Genomic DNA, 18535 nt, shown 5'->3' on the forward strand with positions numbered 1-18535 from the left:
CAGATGAGCCGTTCCTTCACGCTGACAGACCTTCCCGCCCTCGACGATCTGCAGACTTTCCTGGCGCGCGCCGCGCGCATCGAGGACGGTTCCGTGCGCCTGATCGCCGCCAACGGGGTGCTCGCCGTCTACGTCGCGATTTTCTACCCGGTCGGGCTCACCGACGACGCTCCCACGGTGCTGGGGCTGAGAGTGGCCCGGATCTCGGGCGACGAGAGCTTCGACGCCGTCGTTCCGCTCGCGGCGCTGCGACAGCGACTCGAGAACGTGCAGGCGGAGGCGGCGCGCGCCGCCAACCCGGAGCTGTTCACCGCGACGTTGACGCTTCCCATGGAAGCGCCCAGCGTCACCTGGGCGGCCATCTCGCCTCCGCGTGGCGGCTGGTCGCCGATCGGCACGATCGCCGCGGCCACCCTCGACGCGGCGGCGCGCGCCGGCATCGACCAGGTCGCCGAAGCGCTGCCCGACGGCGCCGGGGAGCAGATCGTGCGCACGGTGCGCACGGAGGTCTGGGGTCGCGAGATCGCGGGAGCCGAGCACATCCCCGCCGGGGCCGCCTTCGCGGCGCTCAGCCTCGGATTCCTCGGCGCGTCGGGCGCCGACCCCACCGCGGCGGTCGAGGTCTTCGAGACCGGCACCTGGACCAGGCTGAGCTCGCCGCGCGGACACGTGCTCGTCAAGCGCCGCGCCTGGACGCTCTCGCGCTGACGCGCTGACGCGCCGTCGCGCTACGCCTGCGCGGCGACCGTGCGACCCGCGGTGCGCCCGGTGAACAGGCACCCGCCGAGGAAGGTGCCTTCGAGCGAGCGGTAGCCGTGCATGCCGCCCCCACCGAACCCGGCGGCCTCGCCGGCCGCGAACAGGCCCGGGATCGGCGTGCCGTCGGCCGCGAGCGCCTGCCCGGTCAGGTCGGTCTGGATTCCGCCGAGGCTCTTGCGGGTGAGGACGTGCAGCTTGACCGCAATGAGCGGCCGATGCTTGGCGTCGAGGATCTTGTGCGGCTTCGCCACGCGGATGAGACGGTCGCCCCGGTAGTTGCGCGCACCGCGCGCCGCGGTGACCTGCGCATCCTTGCTGAAGGAATTGTCGAGCTCGCGATCGCGCGCTTCGATCTCGCGGCGGATCGCTTTGGTGTCGAGCTTGACCCCGGCCGACAGACGCTTCATGCCGGCGAAGAGCTCATCGAGCGTGTCCGCGACGACGAAGTCGTCGCCGCGTTCCTTGAACGCTTCGACGGGCCCCGTGGCGCCTTTCCCGAGCCGCTGACGCAGCAGCTCGAGAACGCTCTTGCCGGTGAGGTCCGGATTCTGCTCGCTGCCCGAGAGCGCGAACTCTTTCTCGATGATCGACTGCGTCAACACGAACCACGAATGATCGTGCCCGGTCTGGCGCAGGTACTCGAGGGTTCCGAGGGTGTCGAATCCCGGGAAGAGCGGCACCGGGAGCCGGTGACCGGTGGCATCGAACCACATGCTCGAGGGCCCGGGCAGGATCCGGATGCCGTGGTCGGCCCAGACGGGATCGAAGTTGGTGATGCCCTCGACGTAGTGCCACATGCGGTCGCCGTTGATCAGCCGCGCACCGGCGTTCTCCGAGATCGCGAGCATGCGCCCGTCGACGTGCGCGGGAACCCCGCTCAGCATGTGCGTCGGGGGAGCGCCGAGCCACTCGGGCCACTGCGCGCGAACCAGGTCGTGGTTGCCGCCGATGCCGCCGCTTGAGACGATCACCGCACCGGCCTCGAACTCGAACTCGTCGATCTCGTCGCGGTTGCTCGCGGCGCCGCGAGCGGCGTCGTCATCGGCGAGGATCTGCCCGCGCGCCCCGACGACGGCGCCGTCGCGCGTGATCAGTTCGTCGACGCGGTGCCGGAAGCGCAGCTCGACGAGCCCGGCTTCGACGCCCTCGCGCACGGCGCGGATGAACGGCTCGAGAATGGCGGGGCCGGTGCCCCAGGTGATGTGGAAGCGCGGCACGGAGTTGCCGTGCGCCGTGGCGGTGTAGCCGCCGCGCTCGGCCCATCCGACGACGGGGAAAAAGCCGACGCCTTTCTCCCGCAACCAGGCTCGTTTCTCGCCGGCGGCAAATGCGAGGTAGGCCTCGGCCCAGCGACGGCCGTGATCGTCTTCGTCGCGGTCGAACTCGGCGCTGGCGAACCAATCCTGCCGGGCGAGTTCGTGGCTGTCGCGGATCCCCATGCGTCGCTGCTCGGGGGAGTCGATGAGGAAGAGTCCTCCGAAGGACCACCAGGCCTGGCCTCCGAGACTCGCCTCGGGCTCCTGCTCGAGGACGATGATCTTCTTGCCGGCGGCGACGAGTTCGCCCGCCGCGACGAGCCCCGCGAGTCCGGCTCCGACAATGATCGCGTCTGCCTGATCCGTCACGCGCGAACCCCCCACTTCCTCAATGTCCGCTGGCGTGTCGAGACTACCCGGGCGCGCGGAGCGCCGGGCTCGGCGCGCCTAGTCAGCGGCGATCGACAGGTGCAGCGTGTCGCCGTCGACCCGGTCGAGCTCGGCCGGGGTGACGAAGAGGTCGTGGTGCAGCAACCGGTGGACTCGAACGAATCCGGCGCGGAGCAGGTGGTGTGCTTGTTCATCGGGAATCGCGTCTCCGCCGAGGATGGAGCGGAGCTCGTTGAGCATGTCGAAGGAGCTCTCGTCGAAGTGCTGGCCCTCATCGGTGACGGCCTGCGGGTCACCGATGCTGACCGCGCTGACCGTGCCGATCCGTTCGCCGGTCATGTCGACGACCGACATCCCCTCGCGGACTTGATCGATGGTGTTCAACGCGCTGACGTCCTTCCGGGCCGCTGTCGCGCGACTGTGCACGACGTTTTCACGATAGGCGGTGCGCATCCCATCCTCCGCTCTTGACGGCCGCTCAGCAGGGGTTACTCAGCGTGCCATCAGATTAGCGGAGGAATTCTCACGCGTCGAGAGTATTCACCATGGCTTGCGCGGCGCGTTCCAAATAGCTCCACAGCGTCGCTTCGTGTAGCGGTGAGAGCTCGAGGGTCTTCATGGCCGTGTGCATGTGCGCGAGCCAGCGATCGCGCGCATCCGGGGTGACCTTGAAAGCGGCGTGGCGCATCCGCAGTCGCGGGTGACCGCGTTCCTCGCTGTAGGTGGTCGGCCCGCCCCAGTACTGCTCGAGAAAGCCGGTGAGTCGTTGAATCGCGCCCTCGAGGTCCTCGTCCGGGTACATCGGTCGCAGTACGTCGTCGGCGGCGACGCCGACGTAGAACTCGCGCACGAGCTTCTCAAAGGTGGGGCGACCGCCCACCTGGTGCCAGAAGTTTCCCCCGACGGCCTCGCCGCCGAGACCGGATCGCAGGGTGAGGGGGCTCTCGGTCATGATTCCTTCGATCGGGAGGAGGTGCCGCGGGTCGAGGGCCGCGGAGGGATCGGCACTTGCGCCGTCTTCGGCGGGCGAGCGCCTCGCACGGATGCGGCGCCTTCATACCCGGTCAACACCGTGGTGGTCAGCGCGGGCAGACGAACCCCGAGCTCGTCGAGCGCGCGCTTGAGTCGGGCGCGGAGTTCACGGGCGACATCGTCTTTGCTGCCGGAGTGAGTCTTCACCACGAGGCGGATGACGATGCCGTCGCCCGAGATCGACTCGATGCCCCAGAGTTCGGGCCGCTCGAGGATGACACGCGTCCACTTGGGTTCGGAGGCCAGCTTGACCGCGGTCGCGAGCATGTGCTCTTCGACGGTGTCGACGTCGGCGTCGTAGGGCACCTGCAGGTCGAGCACGACGCGGGACCAGCCCTGGGAGAGGTTGCCGACGCGCGTGATCTCTCCGTTGCGGACGTACCAGAGCGTTCCATTGACGTCGCGGATGCGCGTGACCCTGATTTCGACCGACTCGACGATTCCGGTGGCCGGGCCGAGGTCGACGACGTCGCCGACGCCGAGCTGATCCTCGGCGACAAGGAAGATGCCGCTGAGGATGTCGCGCACGAGGTTCTGCGCACCGAAGCCGAGGCCCGCGCCGAGGGCGGCCGTGATGAGGGCGAAGGCACCCGTGGCATTGGGGTCGATCGCGGTGATGATGAGCACGAGCGCGACGATCACGATGATCGCCGTCACGATGCCGGTGAGGATCCCCCCGAGGGCTCGGGTTCGTTGCACGATGCGCGCCGCGGCGACGGGGGAGGCGTGCAGGAGCTGCGTGTCGTCAATGCCCTGGCTCTTCTTGACCCCGCTCACGACCCGGTGCACGACGCGTCGGATCACGAACGTCAGAACCACCCGGACGAGGATCGAGCCGACGACGATCGCGACGATCGTGAGGGGCGTGCCGAAGCGACCATCGAGGATGGCTTCGACGCTGGCCCAGAATGCGCCCCATGAGCTGAAATCCATATCGGTGTCAGCCTAGTTCGCTGTGCCGGGAGTTGCCTCGGGATACCCCCGGGGGTATGCTGGCGGCATGACTTCGAAACGTGTCGTAATTATCGGTGGTGTCGCGGGGGGAATGTCGGCAGCGACGCGACTGCGTCGGCTCGACGAGTCCGCCGAGATCATCGTGCTCGAGCGCGGGGGCGAGGTGTCCTTCGCCAACTGCGGCCTCCCGTATCACCTGGGCGGCGTCATCGCGGAACGCTCCTCGCTGGTGCTGCAGACCCCGCGGGCACTCGGCGCGCGCTTTCGGCTCGACGTCCGCGTGCGCTCGACCGTGACCGCGATCGATGCCGCGGGCCACCGCGTCTCGGTGCTGCCCTCCGACGGCGCGGCATACGAGTTGACGTACGACAAGCTCATTCTCGCGACCGGGGCTGCCCCGATCCGACCGGAGATCCCGGGCGTCGCCCGGGCCCACGTCTTGCGTGACCTCGACGACCTCGACCGCATCATGAGTGCGCTCGACGAATCACCGCGCACCGCCGTTGTCCTCGGTGCCGGATACGTCGGGCTCGAGGTCGCCGAGAACCTCGCGCACCGCGGCATCGCCACGGCGGTCGTCCAGCGCGACCCCCAGATCCTCACCGGACTCGACCCCGAGATGGCGCAGCCCGTGGCTCGGCAACTCGAGAACAACGGAGTTCGTCTGTTCACCGGTGCCACCGCCACCCGGATCGACGAGGCCGCGGTCACCCTCGACAACGGCACCGAGGCGCCGGCAGAACTCGTGATCGCCGCAATCGGGGTCCGCCCCGAAACCGACCTCGCGGTGCGCGCCGGACTCGAGATCGGGCCGCGCGGCGGCGTGGCCGTCGACCACGAACTCCGCACGAGCGATCGCGACATCTACGCGCTCGGCGACGCGGCCGAGAAGGCCGACGCGGTGTTCGGCGGAACGCGGCTTCTGGCGCTCGCCGGTCCCGCCAACCGGCACGGCCGGCTCGTCGCCGACTCGATCGCGGGACGGCCGGTCTCGGCCCGCCCCTCCTGGGGCGTTGCGATCGTCTCGGTGTTCGGTCTCGCCGCCGCGTCGGTCGGCGCCAACGAGAAGCAGCTGCGCGCGGCCGGGCGCGACTACCGCGCCATCCACACGCATCCGCAACAGCACACCGGGTACTACCCGGGGGCCCGGCCCATCTCGCTCAAGCTGCTCGTCGACCCGGTCGACGATGCCATCCTCGGCGCGCAGGCGGTCGGGATGGAGGGCGCCGACAAGCGCATCGACGTCATCGCGACCGCGATGTCCAGCGGCCGCACGGCGACCGAGCTCGCCGAACTCGAACTGGCCTACGCCCCCCAATTCGGTTCGGCGAAAGACCCGGTCAACATGCTCGGCTACGTCAACGAGAACCTCCGCGACGGGCTCGACCGCACGCTGCAGTGGCACGAACTCGCGGATGTGCTCGCCTCCGGCGCCCGGCTGATCGACGTGCGGGGGCGGGGTCAACTCGCCGAGGGCTCGATTCCCGGCAGCACCTGGATCCCGGTCGAAGAACTCCGTGCGCGCGCCGACGACCTGCGCGGCGGCCCGATCGTGATTCACTGCCGTGTGGGGCAGAGCGCCCACACCGCGGTTCGGCTGCTCACCGAGCTCGGCGTCGATGCCGTCAACCTCGACGGCGGCTACCTGACCTGGCGCGACGGAACCTCCGCGCGTGACTCCGCGACGACGCTCGCCGCCGCCTGATCCCCTCGAAAGGAACTCCCATGCAGAGCATCACCCCGACCGACCTCGCGGCGCTCGGCGACAGCGCCACGATCGTGGATGTGCGCGAACGCGACGAGTACGACGCGGCCCACGTGCCCGGCGTCATCCACGTGGCGCTGAGCGAACTCACCGTTCGTGTCGCCGAACTCCCCGACGACCGCACGCTGTACATCATGTGCCTCTCGGGCGGACGCAGCGTGCAGGCCACCAACTACCTGACCGCCCAGGGACGCGACGCCGTCAACGTCCTCGGTGGCATCACCGAGTGGTACCACGCGGGACTGCCGATCGAAACGGCCGCGGCATGAGCGACCAGGATGACGCCACGCGCGCGATCGTCAACCGCCTGAAGCGAGCGGAGGGCCAGCTTCGCGCCCTCGTCACCGCCGTCGAGAACGGCGGCGACTGCAAGAGCGTCGTGACCCAGCTCTCGGCGGTCTCGTCGGCGATCGACCGTGCCGGATTCGCCATCATCGCCTCCGCGATGAAGAACTGCGCCACGCTCGACGACGAAGAGGCCGGCCCCGACGGGCTGACGCGGGCCGAGCTCGAAAAGCTCTTCCTCACGCTCGCCTGACCGGGGCCGGCACCGACGACTACGCCTGCGCGTCGCGCTCCTGCGCGCGCAAGGCGCGTTCGACGCCGGCGAGCTGCTCGATCACCAGTCGACGCAACGCCGGAACCTCCGGGTGCGCCTCCAGCCAGCGGTTCGTCGTGTCGACGAGTTCTTGGCTGACGATCGGCGGGAAGAAGCCCTGGATGACGTACGACGCGATCTGGTAGCTACGGTTCGTCCAGACGCCCACGAGCGCGTCGAAGTACGGCTCCATGAGCCCCGCGAGGTCGCTCGTGTCGTTGACGTGCTGGTAGCCGACTCCGGAACTGCGCAGCAGCACGTTCGACATCGAGGCGTCGGAGATCGCCGCCGCCAGGGCCGCGCGCTTCCCCGCGAACGTCGCGATCGTCGCGCGAGCGCGAGCCGCCGCCTGCTGGCCGTTGGCCGTGTTGTCTTTTTCCAGTGCCGCGGCGATCTCGGCCTCGCCCGCGTCGCCCACCAGGACGAGCCCCTCAAGGAGTTCCCAGGAGAGATCGGTGTCGATCTCCAGATCATCGAGCGCCACCGAACCGTCGAGCAGACCCCGGAGCGCCGCCGCGTGGTCGGACGTGGAGGCGAGGTTCGCAAAGAACTTCACGAACTGGAACTGCGCGTCGGAACCGGCATCCGCCTCGCTCGCAAGAGTCCACAGCGCGTCGCCGACCTGGCGGATGGTTTCGTCGCGGATCTCGGGGGCGACGTAGGCGCGGGCCACCGTCGCGAGCTGCGTGAGGGAGAGCCGGATCGTGGTCGACTCGGTCTCGGTCGCGATGTTGTTGAGCACGAGCTGCACGTAGTCGCGCGGGGCCACCTCGGCGTCGCGGGTCGCGTCCCAGGCCGAGCCCCAGACGAGCGCGCGCGCCAGCGGGTCTTCGATGTCGGCCAGGTGCGCGATCGCGGTGTCAAGCGACCCCTCATCGAGTCGGATCTTCGCATAGGCGAGGTCGTCGTCGTTGAGCACCACGAGGGCGGGCTTCGTGAGCCCCACCAGTTCGGCGACCTCGGTCTCGGCGACCGCCTCCAGATCGAGCTCGACGCGGTGCGTGCGCACGAGCTTCGTGCCGGCCCCCGTCTTCTCGTAGAAACCGACCGCGAGTCGGTGCGGGCGCAGCGTCGGGTAGTCGGGATGCGCCGACTGCAGGATGCGGAAGCTCGTGATCCGGCCGTCGGCATCGGTCTCGATCGCCGGCTTGAGCGTGTTGACGCCCGCGGTCTCGAGCCACAGCTTCGACCACGTCGTCAGCTCGCGTCCGCTCGTCGTCTCGAGCTCGCGCAGCAGGTCGACCAGTTCGGTGTTCCCGTAGGCGTTCTTGCGGAAGTAGGCGCCGACCCCGGCGAAGAACTCGTCGATGCCGACCCAGGCGGCCAGCTGCTTGAGCACCGATCCGCCCTTCGCGTAGGTGATGCCGTCGAAGTTGACCTGCACGTCTTCGAGGTCGTTGATCGTCGCGACGATCGGGTGGGTGGACGGCAACTGATCCTGGCGGTAGGCCCAGCTCTTCTCCATCGCCTGGAACGTCGTCCACGCCTCGGTCCACTCGGTGGCTTCGGCGGTCGCGATGGTCGAGGCCCACTCGGCGAAGGACTCGTTGAGCCAGAGGTCGTTCCACCAACGCATCGTCACTAGGTCGCCGAACCACATGTGCGCGAGCTCGTGCAGGATCGTGACGACGCGGCGCTCGCGGATCGCATCCGTCACCTTCGAGCGGAAGATGTAGGTCTCGGTGAAGGTGACCGCACCCGCGTTCTCCATCGCGCCCGCGTTGAACTCCGGCACGAAGAGCTGGTCGTACTTGGCGAACGGGTACGGGTAGCCGAACTTCTCCTCGAAGTAGGCGAAGCCCTTCTTCGTGATGTCGAAGACGTAGTGCGCGTCAAGGTGCTGCATGAGCGACTTGCGCGCATAGACGCCGAGCGGAATCGTGCGCCCGCTGGCGCTGACCAGCTCGTCGTGGACGGACTCGTACGGGCCCGCGATGAGCGCGGTGATGTAGCTCGACAGGCGCGGCGTCGGCTCAAGGGTCCAGGTCGCGCTCTCGCCGTCGACAACGGGCTCGGGTGTGGGGGAGTTGCTCACGACACGCCACGCGGCGGGAGCCGTCACGGTGAACTGGAACGTGGCCTTGAGGTCGGGCTGCTCGAACACCGGGAACACGCGGCGGCTGTCGGGCACCTCGAACTGCGAGTACAGGTACACCTCACCGTCGACCGGGTCAACGAAGCGGTGCAGGCCCTCGCCGGTGTTCGTGTAGCTCATGTCGGCGACGATGCGCACGACGTTCGAGGCGGCGAGGCCCTCGAGCTGGATGCGGGTGCCGTCGGCGACGCTCACGTCGACCGGCTGCCCATTGAGCTCGATCGAGTGCACCGCGGTGGTGATCGCGTCGAGGAAGGTGCTGGCCCCCTCGGTCGCCCGGAAACGAATCGTCGTGTCGGCGCGGAAGGTCTCGGCGCCGGTCGTCAGATCGAGGGCGACCTCGTAGCTGTCGGTCTGCACCTGCGCGGCGCGTTCCTGGGCTTCGACTCGAGTGAGGTTGTCGGCGGGCACGCGGGACTCCTTCGGATGCGATCAGGCGGCGCGAGTCGCGCCGGAGAATCAGCCTAATCGTGACGACCCGGGAAGTCGTGATGATGCGTCACCGATGAGGTGCGAGTTCGCTCTCCGCCGGCGCGGTGGCCTCGTCGGCGTCGTCGGCGGCGTGGTCGCGCACACCGCGAAGGAGTGCTTCAACGTCATCGATCGACAGGCGCAGCATGGAGACCAGTCGGGCGTCGGCATCGGGGACGCACGCCTCCGCAATGCCGAGAACGGCCGTGCGGACGATCGAGACGGCCCCGTGTCGAGCGAACTGGGTGCGGTTGACTTTCACCTGAGCGAGGTGAACCTCGGCCCAGGAGCGCGCGTCGGGAACGTCGTCGAGTGCCTCCTCGGCGAGGTCGCGCAACTGCGGCGGGAGTGCGTCGCGCTCGGCGAGTTCGTGCATGAGCAGCAGGATGCCCACGGCGAGCGCGTGCTGACGATCCATGCTCGCGACCGGAATCGCACAGATCGCCGACCGGAGCGCAACGCGGAGCCCGAGAAGCTCGTCGCCTCGGGCACCGACGACACGGGGAATGTCGTGAATCAGGTGCGCACGATGCTCATCGTCGACGAGGTCGTTGACCCCGCGCGCCATTGCCGCCAAGACCGGATCGGTGCACTTGGGGTGATCGCTCCAGCGCTCCCCGGCGAGGAACGAGGCGAACTCCATGAAGCACGCGCCGGAGCGTGGAGTGAAGTGTCGACCGCGCGAAAGATTCGGCAGCAACTCGGGAACGAAATCGGTTCTACGCATGGGGTTCTCCCGTCGTCCTTTCTTGATTCTCTCTCCCCGCGGTGGCGCTGACAAGGGGGTCAACAACCGCGCCCCTAGACTGGCGAGAGCAACACAAGGGAGCAGGATGGCCAACGACCAGCCGATCGTTGTCGGCGTCGACGAGGAGTCGAGTCCGGAACGACGCCGCCGTTCCGCGTTGCCCTGGATTCTGCTCGGCGTCGGGGGGGCTCTCCTGCTTGCGCTCGGCATCGCCGTCGTCGCGTTCGTCATCCCGACGACCGTCGGCACCGCGGCCGACCCCGCCGCGAGCGTGCAGCGATTTGATCGGGCGTACGCGGCGGTCGACTGCGCACAGTTCGAGTCGGTCACCACCGAGAGCTTTCGCGAGATCTCCCACGGCAGCGATGAGCACGGCATCTTCGACTGCGCGACGTGGGAGGCCATTGCGACGGAGTACACCGTCGACGGCGCCTACCTCTACGACCTCGAGGTGCTCGACACGTCGACGGAAGCCGATCGGGCCTTCGTCTCCACCCACGAAGTCGACGGCCGCGACGGTAGCGAGTACGACTACACCTACACCCTCGTGCCCGATGTCGACGGCATCTGGGTGATTGATTCGATCGTCGAGACGGAGAGCTGACCGTGCGGATTCACATCGCCACCGACCACGCCGGGCTGGACTTCAGCCGTGAACTGCAGCAGCACCTGCGTGAGCAGGGCCACGACGTGATCGACCACGGTCCGCAGTCCTACGACCCGCTCGACGACTACCCCTCGTTCTGCATCGGAGCGGCCCAGGGCGTCGTGCGTGACCAGACCGCCGGGGTCGAGGCGCTCGGGATCGTGTTCGGCGGCTCCGGGAACGGCGAACAGATCGCCGCCAACAAGGTTGAAGGCGCGCGCGCGGCACTCGTTTGGAATCAGTCGACGGCGATGCTCGCGCGGGAGCACAACGACGCCAACGTGATCGCGATCGGGGCGCGCCAGCACGAGTTCAGCGAAGTCGTCCAGCTGATCGACACGTTCATCGCGACCCCGTTCCCCGGCGAAGAGCGTCACGCGCGTCGCATTGCACAACTCGCCGAGTTCGAGACCACGGGCGCGATCGCCGGGCACGAGATCTCCTAACGACCGTGCCCGAGGGCCACTCCGTTCATCGCATCGCGCGCCAGTTCGCGCGCCACTTTCTCGGCGAGCCGGTCGCCGTGTCCTCGCCGCAGGGGCGCTTCGCCGCGGGGGCCGCGCAGCTCGACGGGCACACCATCGTGCAATCGCGCGCGGTGGGCAAACAGATGATCCTGGAGTTCGATCACGGGCTGTGGCTGCGCATCCATCTCGGCATGTATGGGGCGTGGGACTTCGCCGGCGAGATCGATGTCGACGACACGCTTGCTTCTGCCAACGGGCGGATGGGCCAGACGGCCCAGCGCGGCACGGTGGTCGGCAGCCACGAAGACTCCCCGTGGTCGATCGGGGCGCCGCGACGCGCGCGGCTGCGCATGTCGGAGTCGGAGAAGCTCGGAGCCGAGCTCGAGACCTTCCCGCCGGAGCCGGTGGGGCAGGTCCGGGTGCGCCTGGTGACCCCGAACACGGTGGCAGACCTGCGCGGCCCGACCGCGTGCGAGGTGCTGACGGCCGAGGAGGTCGATCGGGTGCTCGCCAAGCTCGGTCCGGATCCGCTCGTCGACGATGTGGCCGAGTCGGAGGAACGGTTCGTCGCCACCGTACGGCGCAAGCCAACCGCGATCGCGCTGCTGCTGATGGATCAGTCGGTGGTCGCCGGGATCGGCAACGTCTACCGGGCCGAACTGCTGTTCCGAGCGCGGCAGAGTCCCTTCACGCCCGGCCGCGACGTGCCCGAAGACACGGTGCGGGAACTCTGGCGCGACTGGGTGCACCTGCTCACCATCGGTGTCGAGACCGGCCAGATGCTCACGATGGACGGCCTCGACGACGAGGCCTACGCGCGCGCGCTCGCGAGCCGGGACGATCGGCACTGGGTCTACCACCGCACGGGAGAACCGTGCCGAGTGTGCGGCACGGCGATCGCGATGACAGAGCTCGGGGGCCGCAAACTGTACTGGTGCCCCACCGATCAGGCCTGAGGAGTCTGCCGTGCGCTACACCCCCTACTACCTGATGAACGATCCGGCCGAGGTCGCGCGCCTCGTGCGCGAGAACCCGTGGGCGACCTGGACCTCGCCCGCGACGAAGGGGCTCGTCGCCTCGCACTACCCGACGCTGCTCGACGAGGAGGCGACCGCAGCATCCGGGGAGCTCGTGCTCCTCACCCACTTCGGGCGTCCCGACGAGCGCAGTCACGAGCTCGGGAAGCACGAGGTGCTCGTGATCGTGCAGGGGCCGCACGGCTACATCTCGCCCAGCTGGTACCCCGACCCGAGCGACATGGTGCCCACCTGGAATCACGTCACCGCGCACCTCTGGGGCGTGCCCGAGATCCTGAGCGACGACGAGAACTTTGAGGTGCTGGGCCAGCTGGTCGACCAGTTCGAGCAGCACGTGGCGGCGCCGCGTTCGCTTCAGCTCGACGAGACCAGTGCGCGCCACATCGCCACCGGCACGGTCGGCGTGCGGCTGCGGGTGACCCGCTTCGATGCTCGTGCCAAGCTCAGCCAGAATCGCACCGCCGAGGAGCGCGAGCGGATCACCGCCGAACTCCGCGGCGAGGGACACTACGCGCACCCCGGCCTCGCCGCCGAGATGGAGCGCCTCGCGTGACGCTCCTGCTGCGTGGCGCGCGCCTCGTCGGCGGTGACGACCGGCTCGTCGACCTGCTCGTGCGTGACGGGCGCATTGCGGCACTCGGCCCGGAGGTGAAGGGCGACGCCGCGACCGAGGTGATCGACCTCGACGGCCGGTTTGTGCATCCAGGGCTCTGGGACGGGCACGTGCACTCCGGCCAGGTTTCGACGGCGGGCCGCCGTCTCGACGTCAGCGGCGCCGAGTCGGCCGCCGAGGTGGTGGCGCTCGTGCGCGCCCGCCTCGAGGTAGCGCCCCCGTCCGCAGGCGAGGTGATGCTCGGCTTCGGGTTCCGTGACGGGCTCTGGCCCGAAGAGCCGCAACCCGACGATCTGGAGCTCGGTGAGCACGCTGTGTCGCTCGTCAGCGGTGACGTGCACACCGTGTGGAGCAACCGCGCGGCGCTCGCCACGATCGGGCGCGGCCCGGGCGACTGGTGGTTGCGCGAACAGGACGCCTTCGACGCCAACATCGCCTTCTCGGCGGTGCCGGATGCGGTGCTCGACCGGTGGGCGATCGAGGACGCCGCCGTGTGGGCGCGGCGCGGCGTCGTCGGCATCCACGATCTGGAAATGGAGGATGCCCCCGGCGCCTGGGCCCGCCGGGTCGCGGCCGGGTTCGACGGGCTTCGCGTGCGGGCGGGCGTGTACCCGGCGGGGCTGGATGCGGCGGCGGGCATCCGTACCGGGGACGAGGTGGAGGGGACCCGCGGACTGGTGGTGGGCGGCAACTTCAAGCTCTTCACCGACGGCTCGTTGAACACGCGCACCGCGTGGTGCTCGGAGCCGTATCCCGACCTCGAGGGCGACGACGCCTTCGGGCTCGCGACGTACGACCTCGACGAGTTGGTCGCGCTCGCCCGCGAGGGGCTCTCCCGCGGCCTCGTCCCCACGATTCACGCCATCGGCGACCGCGCTGTCACGATGGCGCTCGACGCCTTCGCCGCGCTCGGTCCGCTGCCGGGCGGCGCGCGCGGCCGACTCGAACACGCACAGCTGGTGGCGGCGCGCGACCTGCCGCGGTTCGCCGCGCTCGGGGTGGTGGCGAGCGTGCAGCCCGCGCATGCCCTCGATGATCGGGAGGTGGCGGATCACTTCTGGGCCGGCCGCACCGACCGCGCCTTCCCGCTCCGCGCCCTGCGGGATGCGGGTGCCGAACTCGCGCTGGGCTCCGACGCCCCGGTCGCCGCGCTCGACCCGTGGGTGACGATCTCGGCGGCCGTGTCGCGCACGCGCGACGGGCGTCCCGCCTGGCACCCCGAGCAGGGCATCACGACGGCCGAGGCGCTCGCCGCCTCCGTCGGGGGCGGGCCGGCGCGCGTGGAGGCCGGGGGAGTCGCCGACCTGATCGTTCTAGAGGCGGACCCGCTCAGCGCATCCGGCGACGAGTTGGCGTCGATGCCGGTCGCGGGCACGATGCTCGCCGGCCGCTGGACCCACCGCGCCTTCTAAACCTCCGCTCGTCGACACACCTGCGCGGGTGGGGTGAGCAATCACGAAGGCCGCGCCGGAGGGGGCGCGGCCGTCGTTCGTGTGCGGAAGTGCTACTTCGTGGCGAGGTGGGCGAACAAGAACCAGCGGTCCTTCTCCAGCCCGGCCGCGATCGCGATCGCGACATCCTGGCTCACCAGGTCGAGCTCATCGAGCTCGTCGATCGCGGTGCGCACGGTGGCGAGCGTCGCATCGATCGAGGCGATGATCTCGGCGATGGTCGTCTCCGACTGCTGGAAGCCCGCGGTCAGCTTCGGGGTGGTCGTCTTCGACGCCACCGTCTGCACCCGTGCGTCGAGCGGAAGACCGAGGGCGACGACGCGCTCGGCGGCGCTGTCGGCGTAGGCCTGCGCGTGCTCGACGACCACGTCGAGCAACTCGTGCACGGCCTGGAAGTTGGCACCGCGGACGTGCCAGTGCGCCTGCTTGCCGTCGATCGCGAGGGCCTGCAGGTCGACGACGACGGGAGCGAGGAACTGCGCGACGCCGGACGACACATCCGGGTCGATGGAACTTTCGGGAACTGCCTTCACGTCTGTCATATTCGCTCCTTGTGGGTTGACGACAGATACAACGCTAGCCAGCGCGGAAGATTCCGCAACGAAGGCAAGGCAGTCCTCAGCGAAGTTGCCGGATACTCCGAGCAACCGTCTTGAGGTTGTTCAGGCGCTGTTCGTAGCGGATTGCCGCGGCGATGAGCAGCGCACCGGCGATGCCGACCCAGACCCACCACGGCACGGCGTTGTAGACGAGGGCGAGTTCGTTCCAGAACTGGGTGACCAGGTGCCACAGCAGGACGCCGCCGCCGAGCAGGAACGGGGCCTGGAGACGGGCAAAGAGGCCCACGGCGAGCACGCCGAACGCGGCCACGCCGATCCCGATGAGTCGCCAGAGTGGGTCGTTCTCGTAGGCCGCGAGGAGCGACGGAAGGAGGAGGACGGCGAGCCCCGGCCCGAGGTGCGGCAGGCTGCGTGCCGCCGCACGGCGCCGCAGCACGATCGCGCCGCGGAGGAGAAGCGCCGCCGCGAGCGGGACGGTCACCCATTCGAGCGGATCCGCGACCTCCATCGCGATGAGGATCGCGCCGCCCAGAGCGCCGATTCCGAACGCCACCCAGGAGAGGGTTCGCGCACCGTGGGCGGGGGGCACCACGAAGACCAGCAACGAGATCGTGGCGAGGGCCGCCACCGAGCCGATGCCGATCGGGTCGAGGGCGGCCGGTGAGCTGCCGATCGATCCGGCGAGCAGGGCAGTGATCGTGACCGAGCCGACGAGGTAGCCCACGAAGCGATCGGCGCGCGTGCCGATGCGCGAGGAGTCGCTTCCCGCCACGGCGCCGAGCGCCAGCGCGGCCATCGCGGCGAGGGCGACGACGAGCGTCCGCGCGGGCGTTGCGTCGGTCGTGACGATCGCCGACGGCACGAGGGCGAGCAGGAGCGATGCGGCGACCAGATACGCAACACTCGGGGGAGCCACGGCCGGCTCGCGCCGCGGTGCGCGCCAGTGGATGAGCGCGGCAGTCAGCAGAACCGCACCGGCGACCGGCAGCGTGTACGGCTCGACCTGCATCGTGTCGGTTTGCCACAGCCGCGACCAGAGGGCGGCGGCGCCGAGCGCGAGGGCGACCCATCCGACCTGGGCGCGCGGCGCCCGCGACTCGAACAGCCCCTCGGGTGAGATCGCGATGACCAGCGCGATCAGCGCCGCCGGGAGCAGCACGATCCATGGTTCGACGCGAGGATCCGCGATCGGTGCTGCCAAGGCGACGGTGGCGATCGCGGCGATTCCCAGGTCGGAGGCGAGCCGGAGCCTCGCGTTCTCCCCGATGGCGAAGACCAGTCCGGCGATCGCGGCGGCGAGCAGCGCGAATTCAACGCTCAGAGCGATGAGCCCTTCGGCGAGGCGTGCGGAGGCGGCGAGGGGCCAGACGATCGCGGCCGCGATGCCCGGCAGCAGGATTGCCGCGACGAAGCGCTCCGGGAAGAACGGGAGCGTCGCACGCCGGAACACCCACACATTCAGACCGATCAGCATCGCGGCGCCCGCGGCTGCCATCAGTTGCAGCGCCTCCGCGTATTCGCGGTTGACGCCTCCGATCCCGGTCGTCACCATCATGGCGGCGATGCCGGTGCCGGTCGCGATCCAGAACAGCGCGCGTCGTTCGACGGCACTCAGGATGCGCGGGGGAAGGCTGGCACACAGCACGATCGCGAGCGCCGCGACGGCCGCGACGGCGGCCGCGGTGCCCGTGTTGAGGACCACGCCGAGGCGGAGTTCGCTGAATTCGCGAACAAGCGCCGCGGCAAGCACTCCGGTGATCACGAGGATCAGTGCGTCGGGAAGCACCCGGCTGTCGCCGCGAATCAGCCAGCGCGCGACGCCGAGGGCGACGAGGGTGAGCACGCTACTGGTGATCCATGCTTCGGGAGTCGTCCACGACGCGAGGTAGGCGAGTGTTGCGCCGAGCAGCGCACCGCCCGCGAGCGAGAGGCGCGCCGGCTCCCGGTGTCCGCGTCGCACAACGAGCACCGCGATCGCGGCTCCCGCGATCACCCACCACAGCAGAAGCACCACGCCGTGAACGAGTGCGAGCGGTGCCGCCAGTGCGGCGACGAGGACCGCTCCGCCGACGAGCGCCGCCCGCCGACGTGCGAGCAGCTTGTCGATCGACCACAACGCGGCGGCGAGCACGACGACGCCGGCCAGCGCCAGGATGCTGGCCACCGACTCTCTCTCCACCGCATCCGCCGGGGTTCCGAGGGTCACGCCCTCACTGCCGAGGAGCGCGAACTGGGTCGCGACGGCGAACGCGGCGATCACGAGCGCGATGAGTGCGGCAACGCTGCCCAGGCTGATCGCCACGATCACTCCCACCATCGCGGTGTTGCGCACGTTCGTGCGAATGCGCCGGAGGATCAGCTCGCCAACGAGCGCGAGCACCGCGGCGACGAGCAGCGGGCCCGAGAAGGCCAGCTCGAGGTTGTCGTCGCGCGCGGCGGCGTTGAGCGGGGTGACGATGAGCACCGCCACGGTGCCGCCGACGGCAATGCTCGCGAACGCGCGTGTGGCGGCGCGCGCCTGGGGCACGCTCAACAACGTCGCGGCGAGCGCGGCGAGCGCGCCCGCGACTCCGAGCAGCGCGATCGCGCCGAGGAACTCGCCACCGGGCTCGTCGATCGCGACGAGGCCACCCGCGATCGTCGCAACAAGACCGAGGAGCAGCGCGCCGACCGTCATCAGGATGCGTTCGGCGACGCCCGCACGCCCGGGCTGTGTCGCGTCGCGCGGGATGAGCAACCGGTGCGCCAGCGCCGCCACGATTCCGGCGACGGCGGCGGTGTAGGTGCGCAGAGCCTGGTCGTCGATCTCCACGACGTCGGTGGTGAAGCCCAGGCCGAACACGAACACGGCGGGGGCCACCAGCGCGTGACCGGCGATCGACGGAATTCGCAGCCGCGCGACGCGGCTCCATCCGACGAAGATCGCGGCGCAGCTCGCGAGTGCGGCGCCCCAATACAGCGCGACGTCGGCCGACTCGACGCCGAAGAAGTCGTTCTCGCGAATCGCCCACGCATCCAGAACGACGAGAAGTGCCCCGAGCGCGGCGATGCCCTCGGCGGTGCTGGTGAGTCCGCGGCGACGCAAGACCGTCGCGACGACGATCGCGGCGACGGTGACCGCCCCGACGATGAGCGAGCGCGCGATGACGCCGTAGTTGATGAAGGCGTAGACGAGGCCGAACACCGCGAAGGTCGACAGCAGCGTCACGCCGATGACGACGAGCGCGATCTGCACGCTCGAGCGGCGCGGCGCGGCGGGCGCAGCGGGAGCCGGATGCGGTGCTGCGGCGGCAGGGGGCGAGGGGCTCGCCGGCGCTTCGGAAGCGGGCACCGCGGTGACGACCGGTTCAGCGGCGGCCGCATCGGGCGTGGTGGCGGCGTCGGGGGCGACGGCGGGGCTCGGCGACGCGGCCGCGGCTGCTGCCGCGCGCATCCGAGCTATGACGGCCGCGCGCTGGTCGAGCGCCTTCGCTGCGGCCTCGGAGGCGGCCGCGAGTTCGTGGGCGAGGGGATCGTCGAGATTCAGCCCGCACCGGCCGCACACGAGCGAGGTCAGCGGCTCCAGGCACGCGGGGCATCGACCGAGGTCGCGCAGTTCTCGCGCCCGGTCACCCAGGTGCGATTCGCTCAGCGGTGAGGATGAGTTCGGCTCGGTCATCACCGCTCACGCTATCTCGCGTGGGGGGTTTCGCG

Annotated in this window: 17 protein-coding genes; 9 read left to right on the plus strand and 8 right to left on the minus strand. The window is 69.7% G+C overall.

Going from position 1 to position 18535, the window contains the following annotated elements; all coding sequences use genetic code 11:
• Positions 1 to 3: 3 nt before the first annotated feature.
• Positions 4 to 708, plus strand: coding sequence for a hypothetical protein (locus QZ258_RS05950; RefSeq protein ID WP_294179770.1), 705 nt, complete (start codon positions 4 to 6; stop codon positions 706 to 708).
• 20 nt (positions 709 to 728) lie between these two features.
• On the opposite strand, the gene QZ258_RS05955 is transcribed toward QZ258_RS05950, so the two are convergent.
• The 4 genes from QZ258_RS05955 to QZ258_RS05970 form a co-directional block, all read right to left on the minus strand.
• On the minus strand, positions 729 to 2384 hold the full coding sequence (locus QZ258_RS05955) for an FAD-binding dehydrogenase (protein ID WP_294179771.1): 1656 nt from the start codon (positions 2382 to 2384) through the stop codon (positions 729 to 731).
• A gap of 78 nt (positions 2385 to 2462) precedes the next feature.
• Complete coding sequence (locus QZ258_RS05960) at positions 2463 to 2858, minus strand: hypothetical protein (RefSeq protein WP_294179772.1); 396 nt, start codon at positions 2856 to 2858, stop codon at positions 2463 to 2465.
• A 70-nt stretch (positions 2859 to 2928) separates the two neighbouring features.
• The gene (locus QZ258_RS05965; RefSeq protein WP_294179773.1) at positions 2929 to 3357 is read right to left on the minus strand and encodes a globin; all 429 of its coding nucleotides are present in this window, start codon (positions 3355 to 3357) and stop codon (positions 2929 to 2931) included.
• The gene (locus QZ258_RS05970) at positions 3354 to 4370 is read right to left on the minus strand and encodes a mechanosensitive ion channel family protein (protein ID WP_294179774.1); all 1017 of its coding nucleotides are present in this window, start codon (positions 4368 to 4370) and stop codon (positions 3354 to 3356) included. Before QZ258_RS05970 ends, QZ258_RS05965 begins: the two co-directional genes overlap by 4 nt.
• Before the next feature lie 67 nt (positions 4371 to 4437).
• On the opposite strand from QZ258_RS05970, the gene QZ258_RS05975 reads away from it, so the two are divergent.
• From QZ258_RS05975 to QZ258_RS05985, 3 genes are read left to right on the plus strand one after another with little or no spacing between them, the layout of a single operon-like run.
• On the plus strand, positions 4438 to 6096 hold the full coding sequence (locus QZ258_RS05975; RefSeq protein ID WP_294179775.1) for an FAD-dependent oxidoreductase: 1659 nt from the start codon (positions 4438 to 4440) through the stop codon (positions 6094 to 6096).
• A gap of 20 nt (positions 6097 to 6116) precedes the next feature.
• A complete protein-coding gene (locus QZ258_RS05980; protein WP_294179776.1) occupies positions 6117 to 6425 on the plus strand; it encodes a rhodanese-like domain-containing protein in 309 nt (102 codons plus the stop codon).
• Entirely contained in the window at positions 6422 to 6694 is a 273-nt protein-coding gene (locus tag QZ258_RS05985; RefSeq protein ID WP_294179777.1) for a metal-sensitive transcriptional regulator, read from the plus strand. Before QZ258_RS05980 ends, QZ258_RS05985 begins: the two co-directional genes overlap by 4 nt.
• Positions 6695 to 6713: 19 nt before the next feature.
• On the opposite strand, the gene pepN is transcribed toward QZ258_RS05985, so the two are convergent.
• On the minus strand, positions 6714 to 9260 hold the full coding sequence (pepN, locus tag QZ258_RS05990; protein ID WP_294179778.1) for an aminopeptidase N: 2547 nt from the start codon (positions 9258 to 9260) through the stop codon (positions 6714 to 6716).
• A gap of 88 nt (positions 9261 to 9348) precedes the next feature.
• Entirely contained in the window at positions 9349 to 10047 is a 699-nt protein-coding gene (locus tag QZ258_RS05995) for a hypothetical protein (RefSeq protein WP_294179779.1), read from the minus strand.
• A gap of 106 nt (positions 10048 to 10153) precedes the next feature.
• Between QZ258_RS05995 and QZ258_RS06000 the strand changes: the two genes are divergently transcribed.
• The 5 genes from QZ258_RS06000 to QZ258_RS06020 are packed head-to-tail and all read left to right on the plus strand — an operon-like array spanning position 10154 to position 14243.
• Positions 10154 to 10672, plus strand: a complete 519-nt coding sequence (locus tag QZ258_RS06000) for a hypothetical protein (protein ID WP_294179780.1) — start codon at positions 10154 to 10156, stop codon at positions 10670 to 10672.
• Between the two features lie 2 nt (positions 10673 to 10674).
• Positions 10675 to 11160, plus strand: coding sequence for a ribose-5-phosphate isomerase (locus tag QZ258_RS06005; protein WP_294179781.1), 486 nt, complete (start codon positions 10675 to 10677; stop codon positions 11158 to 11160).
• A gap of 5 nt (positions 11161 to 11165) precedes the next feature.
• Positions 11166 to 12137, plus strand: coding sequence for an Fpg/Nei family DNA glycosylase (locus QZ258_RS06010; RefSeq protein WP_294179782.1), 972 nt, complete (start codon positions 11166 to 11168; stop codon positions 12135 to 12137).
• A gap of 10 nt (positions 12138 to 12147) precedes the next feature.
• The gene (locus QZ258_RS06015) at positions 12148 to 12771 is read left to right on the plus strand and encodes an FMN-binding negative transcriptional regulator (RefSeq protein WP_294179783.1); all 624 of its coding nucleotides are present in this window, start codon (positions 12148 to 12150) and stop codon (positions 12769 to 12771) included.
• Positions 12768 to 14243 (plus strand): amidohydrolase, encoded by a 1476-nt coding sequence (locus tag QZ258_RS06020; RefSeq protein ID WP_294179784.1) that lies wholly within the window; start codon positions 12768 to 12770, stop codon positions 14241 to 14243. Before QZ258_RS06015 ends, QZ258_RS06020 begins: the two co-directional genes overlap by 4 nt.
• A gap of 92 nt (positions 14244 to 14335) precedes the next feature.
• On the opposite strand, the gene QZ258_RS06025 is transcribed toward QZ258_RS06020, so the two are convergent.
• Both QZ258_RS06025 and QZ258_RS06030 read right to left on the minus strand, forming a co-directional pair.
• The gene (locus QZ258_RS06025; RefSeq protein ID WP_294179785.1) at positions 14336 to 14824 is read right to left on the minus strand and encodes a Dps family protein; all 489 of its coding nucleotides are present in this window, start codon (positions 14822 to 14824) and stop codon (positions 14336 to 14338) included.
• Positions 14825 to 14900: 76 nt separating this feature from the next.
• Positions 14901 to 18500 (minus strand): SCO7613 C-terminal domain-containing membrane protein, encoded by a 3600-nt coding sequence (locus QZ258_RS06030; protein WP_294179786.1) that lies wholly within the window; start codon positions 18498 to 18500, stop codon positions 14901 to 14903.
• Positions 18501 to 18535 lie beyond the last annotated feature (35 nt).

Source organism: uncultured Schumannella sp. (assembly GCF_905479755.1).
Taxonomy (GTDB): domain Bacteria; phylum Actinomycetota; class Actinomycetes; order Actinomycetales; family Microbacteriaceae; genus DCRR01.

What these genes read in the sequence shown, in the direction of transcription:
- QZ258_RS06030 (WP_294179786.1), bottom strand. Translation starts at nt 18,500, where the DNA reads ATGACCGAGCCGAACTCATCCTCACCGCTGAGCGAATCGCACCTGGGT.
- QZ258_RS05975 (WP_294179775.1), top strand. Translation starts at nt 4,438, where the DNA reads ATGACTTCGAAACGTGTCGTAATTATCGGTGGTGTCGCGGGGGGAATG.
- QZ258_RS05960 (WP_294179772.1), bottom strand. Translation starts at nt 2,858, where the DNA reads ATGCGCACCGCCTATCGTGAAAACGTCGTGCACAGTCGCGCGACAGCG.
- QZ258_RS05965 (WP_294179773.1), bottom strand. Translation starts at nt 3,357, where the DNA reads ATGACCGAGAGCCCCCTCACCCTGCGATCCGGTCTCGGCGGCGAGGCC.
- QZ258_RS05985 (WP_294179777.1), top strand. Translation starts at nt 6,422, where the DNA reads ATGAGCGACCAGGATGACGCCACGCGCGCGATCGTCAACCGCCTGAAG.
- QZ258_RS05995 (WP_294179779.1), bottom strand. Translation starts at nt 10,047, where the DNA reads ATGCGTAGAACCGATTTCGTTCCCGAGTTGCTGCCGAATCTTTCGCGC.
- QZ258_RS06025 (WP_294179785.1), bottom strand. Translation starts at nt 14,824, where the DNA reads ATGACAGACGTGAAGGCAGTTCCCGAAAGTTCCATCGACCCGGATGTG.
- QZ258_RS06000 (WP_294179780.1), top strand. Translation starts at nt 10,154, where the DNA reads ATGGCCAACGACCAGCCGATCGTTGTCGGCGTCGACGAGGAGTCGAGT.
- QZ258_RS05950 (WP_294179770.1), top strand. Translation starts at nt 4, where the DNA reads ATGAGCCGTTCCTTCACGCTGACAGACCTTCCCGCCCTCGACGATCTG.
- QZ258_RS05970 (WP_294179774.1), bottom strand. Translation starts at nt 4,370, where the DNA reads ATGGATTTCAGCTCATGGGGCGCATTCTGGGCCAGCGTCGAAGCCATC.
- QZ258_RS05980 (WP_294179776.1), top strand. Translation starts at nt 6,117, where the DNA reads ATGCAGAGCATCACCCCGACCGACCTCGCGGCGCTCGGCGACAGCGCC.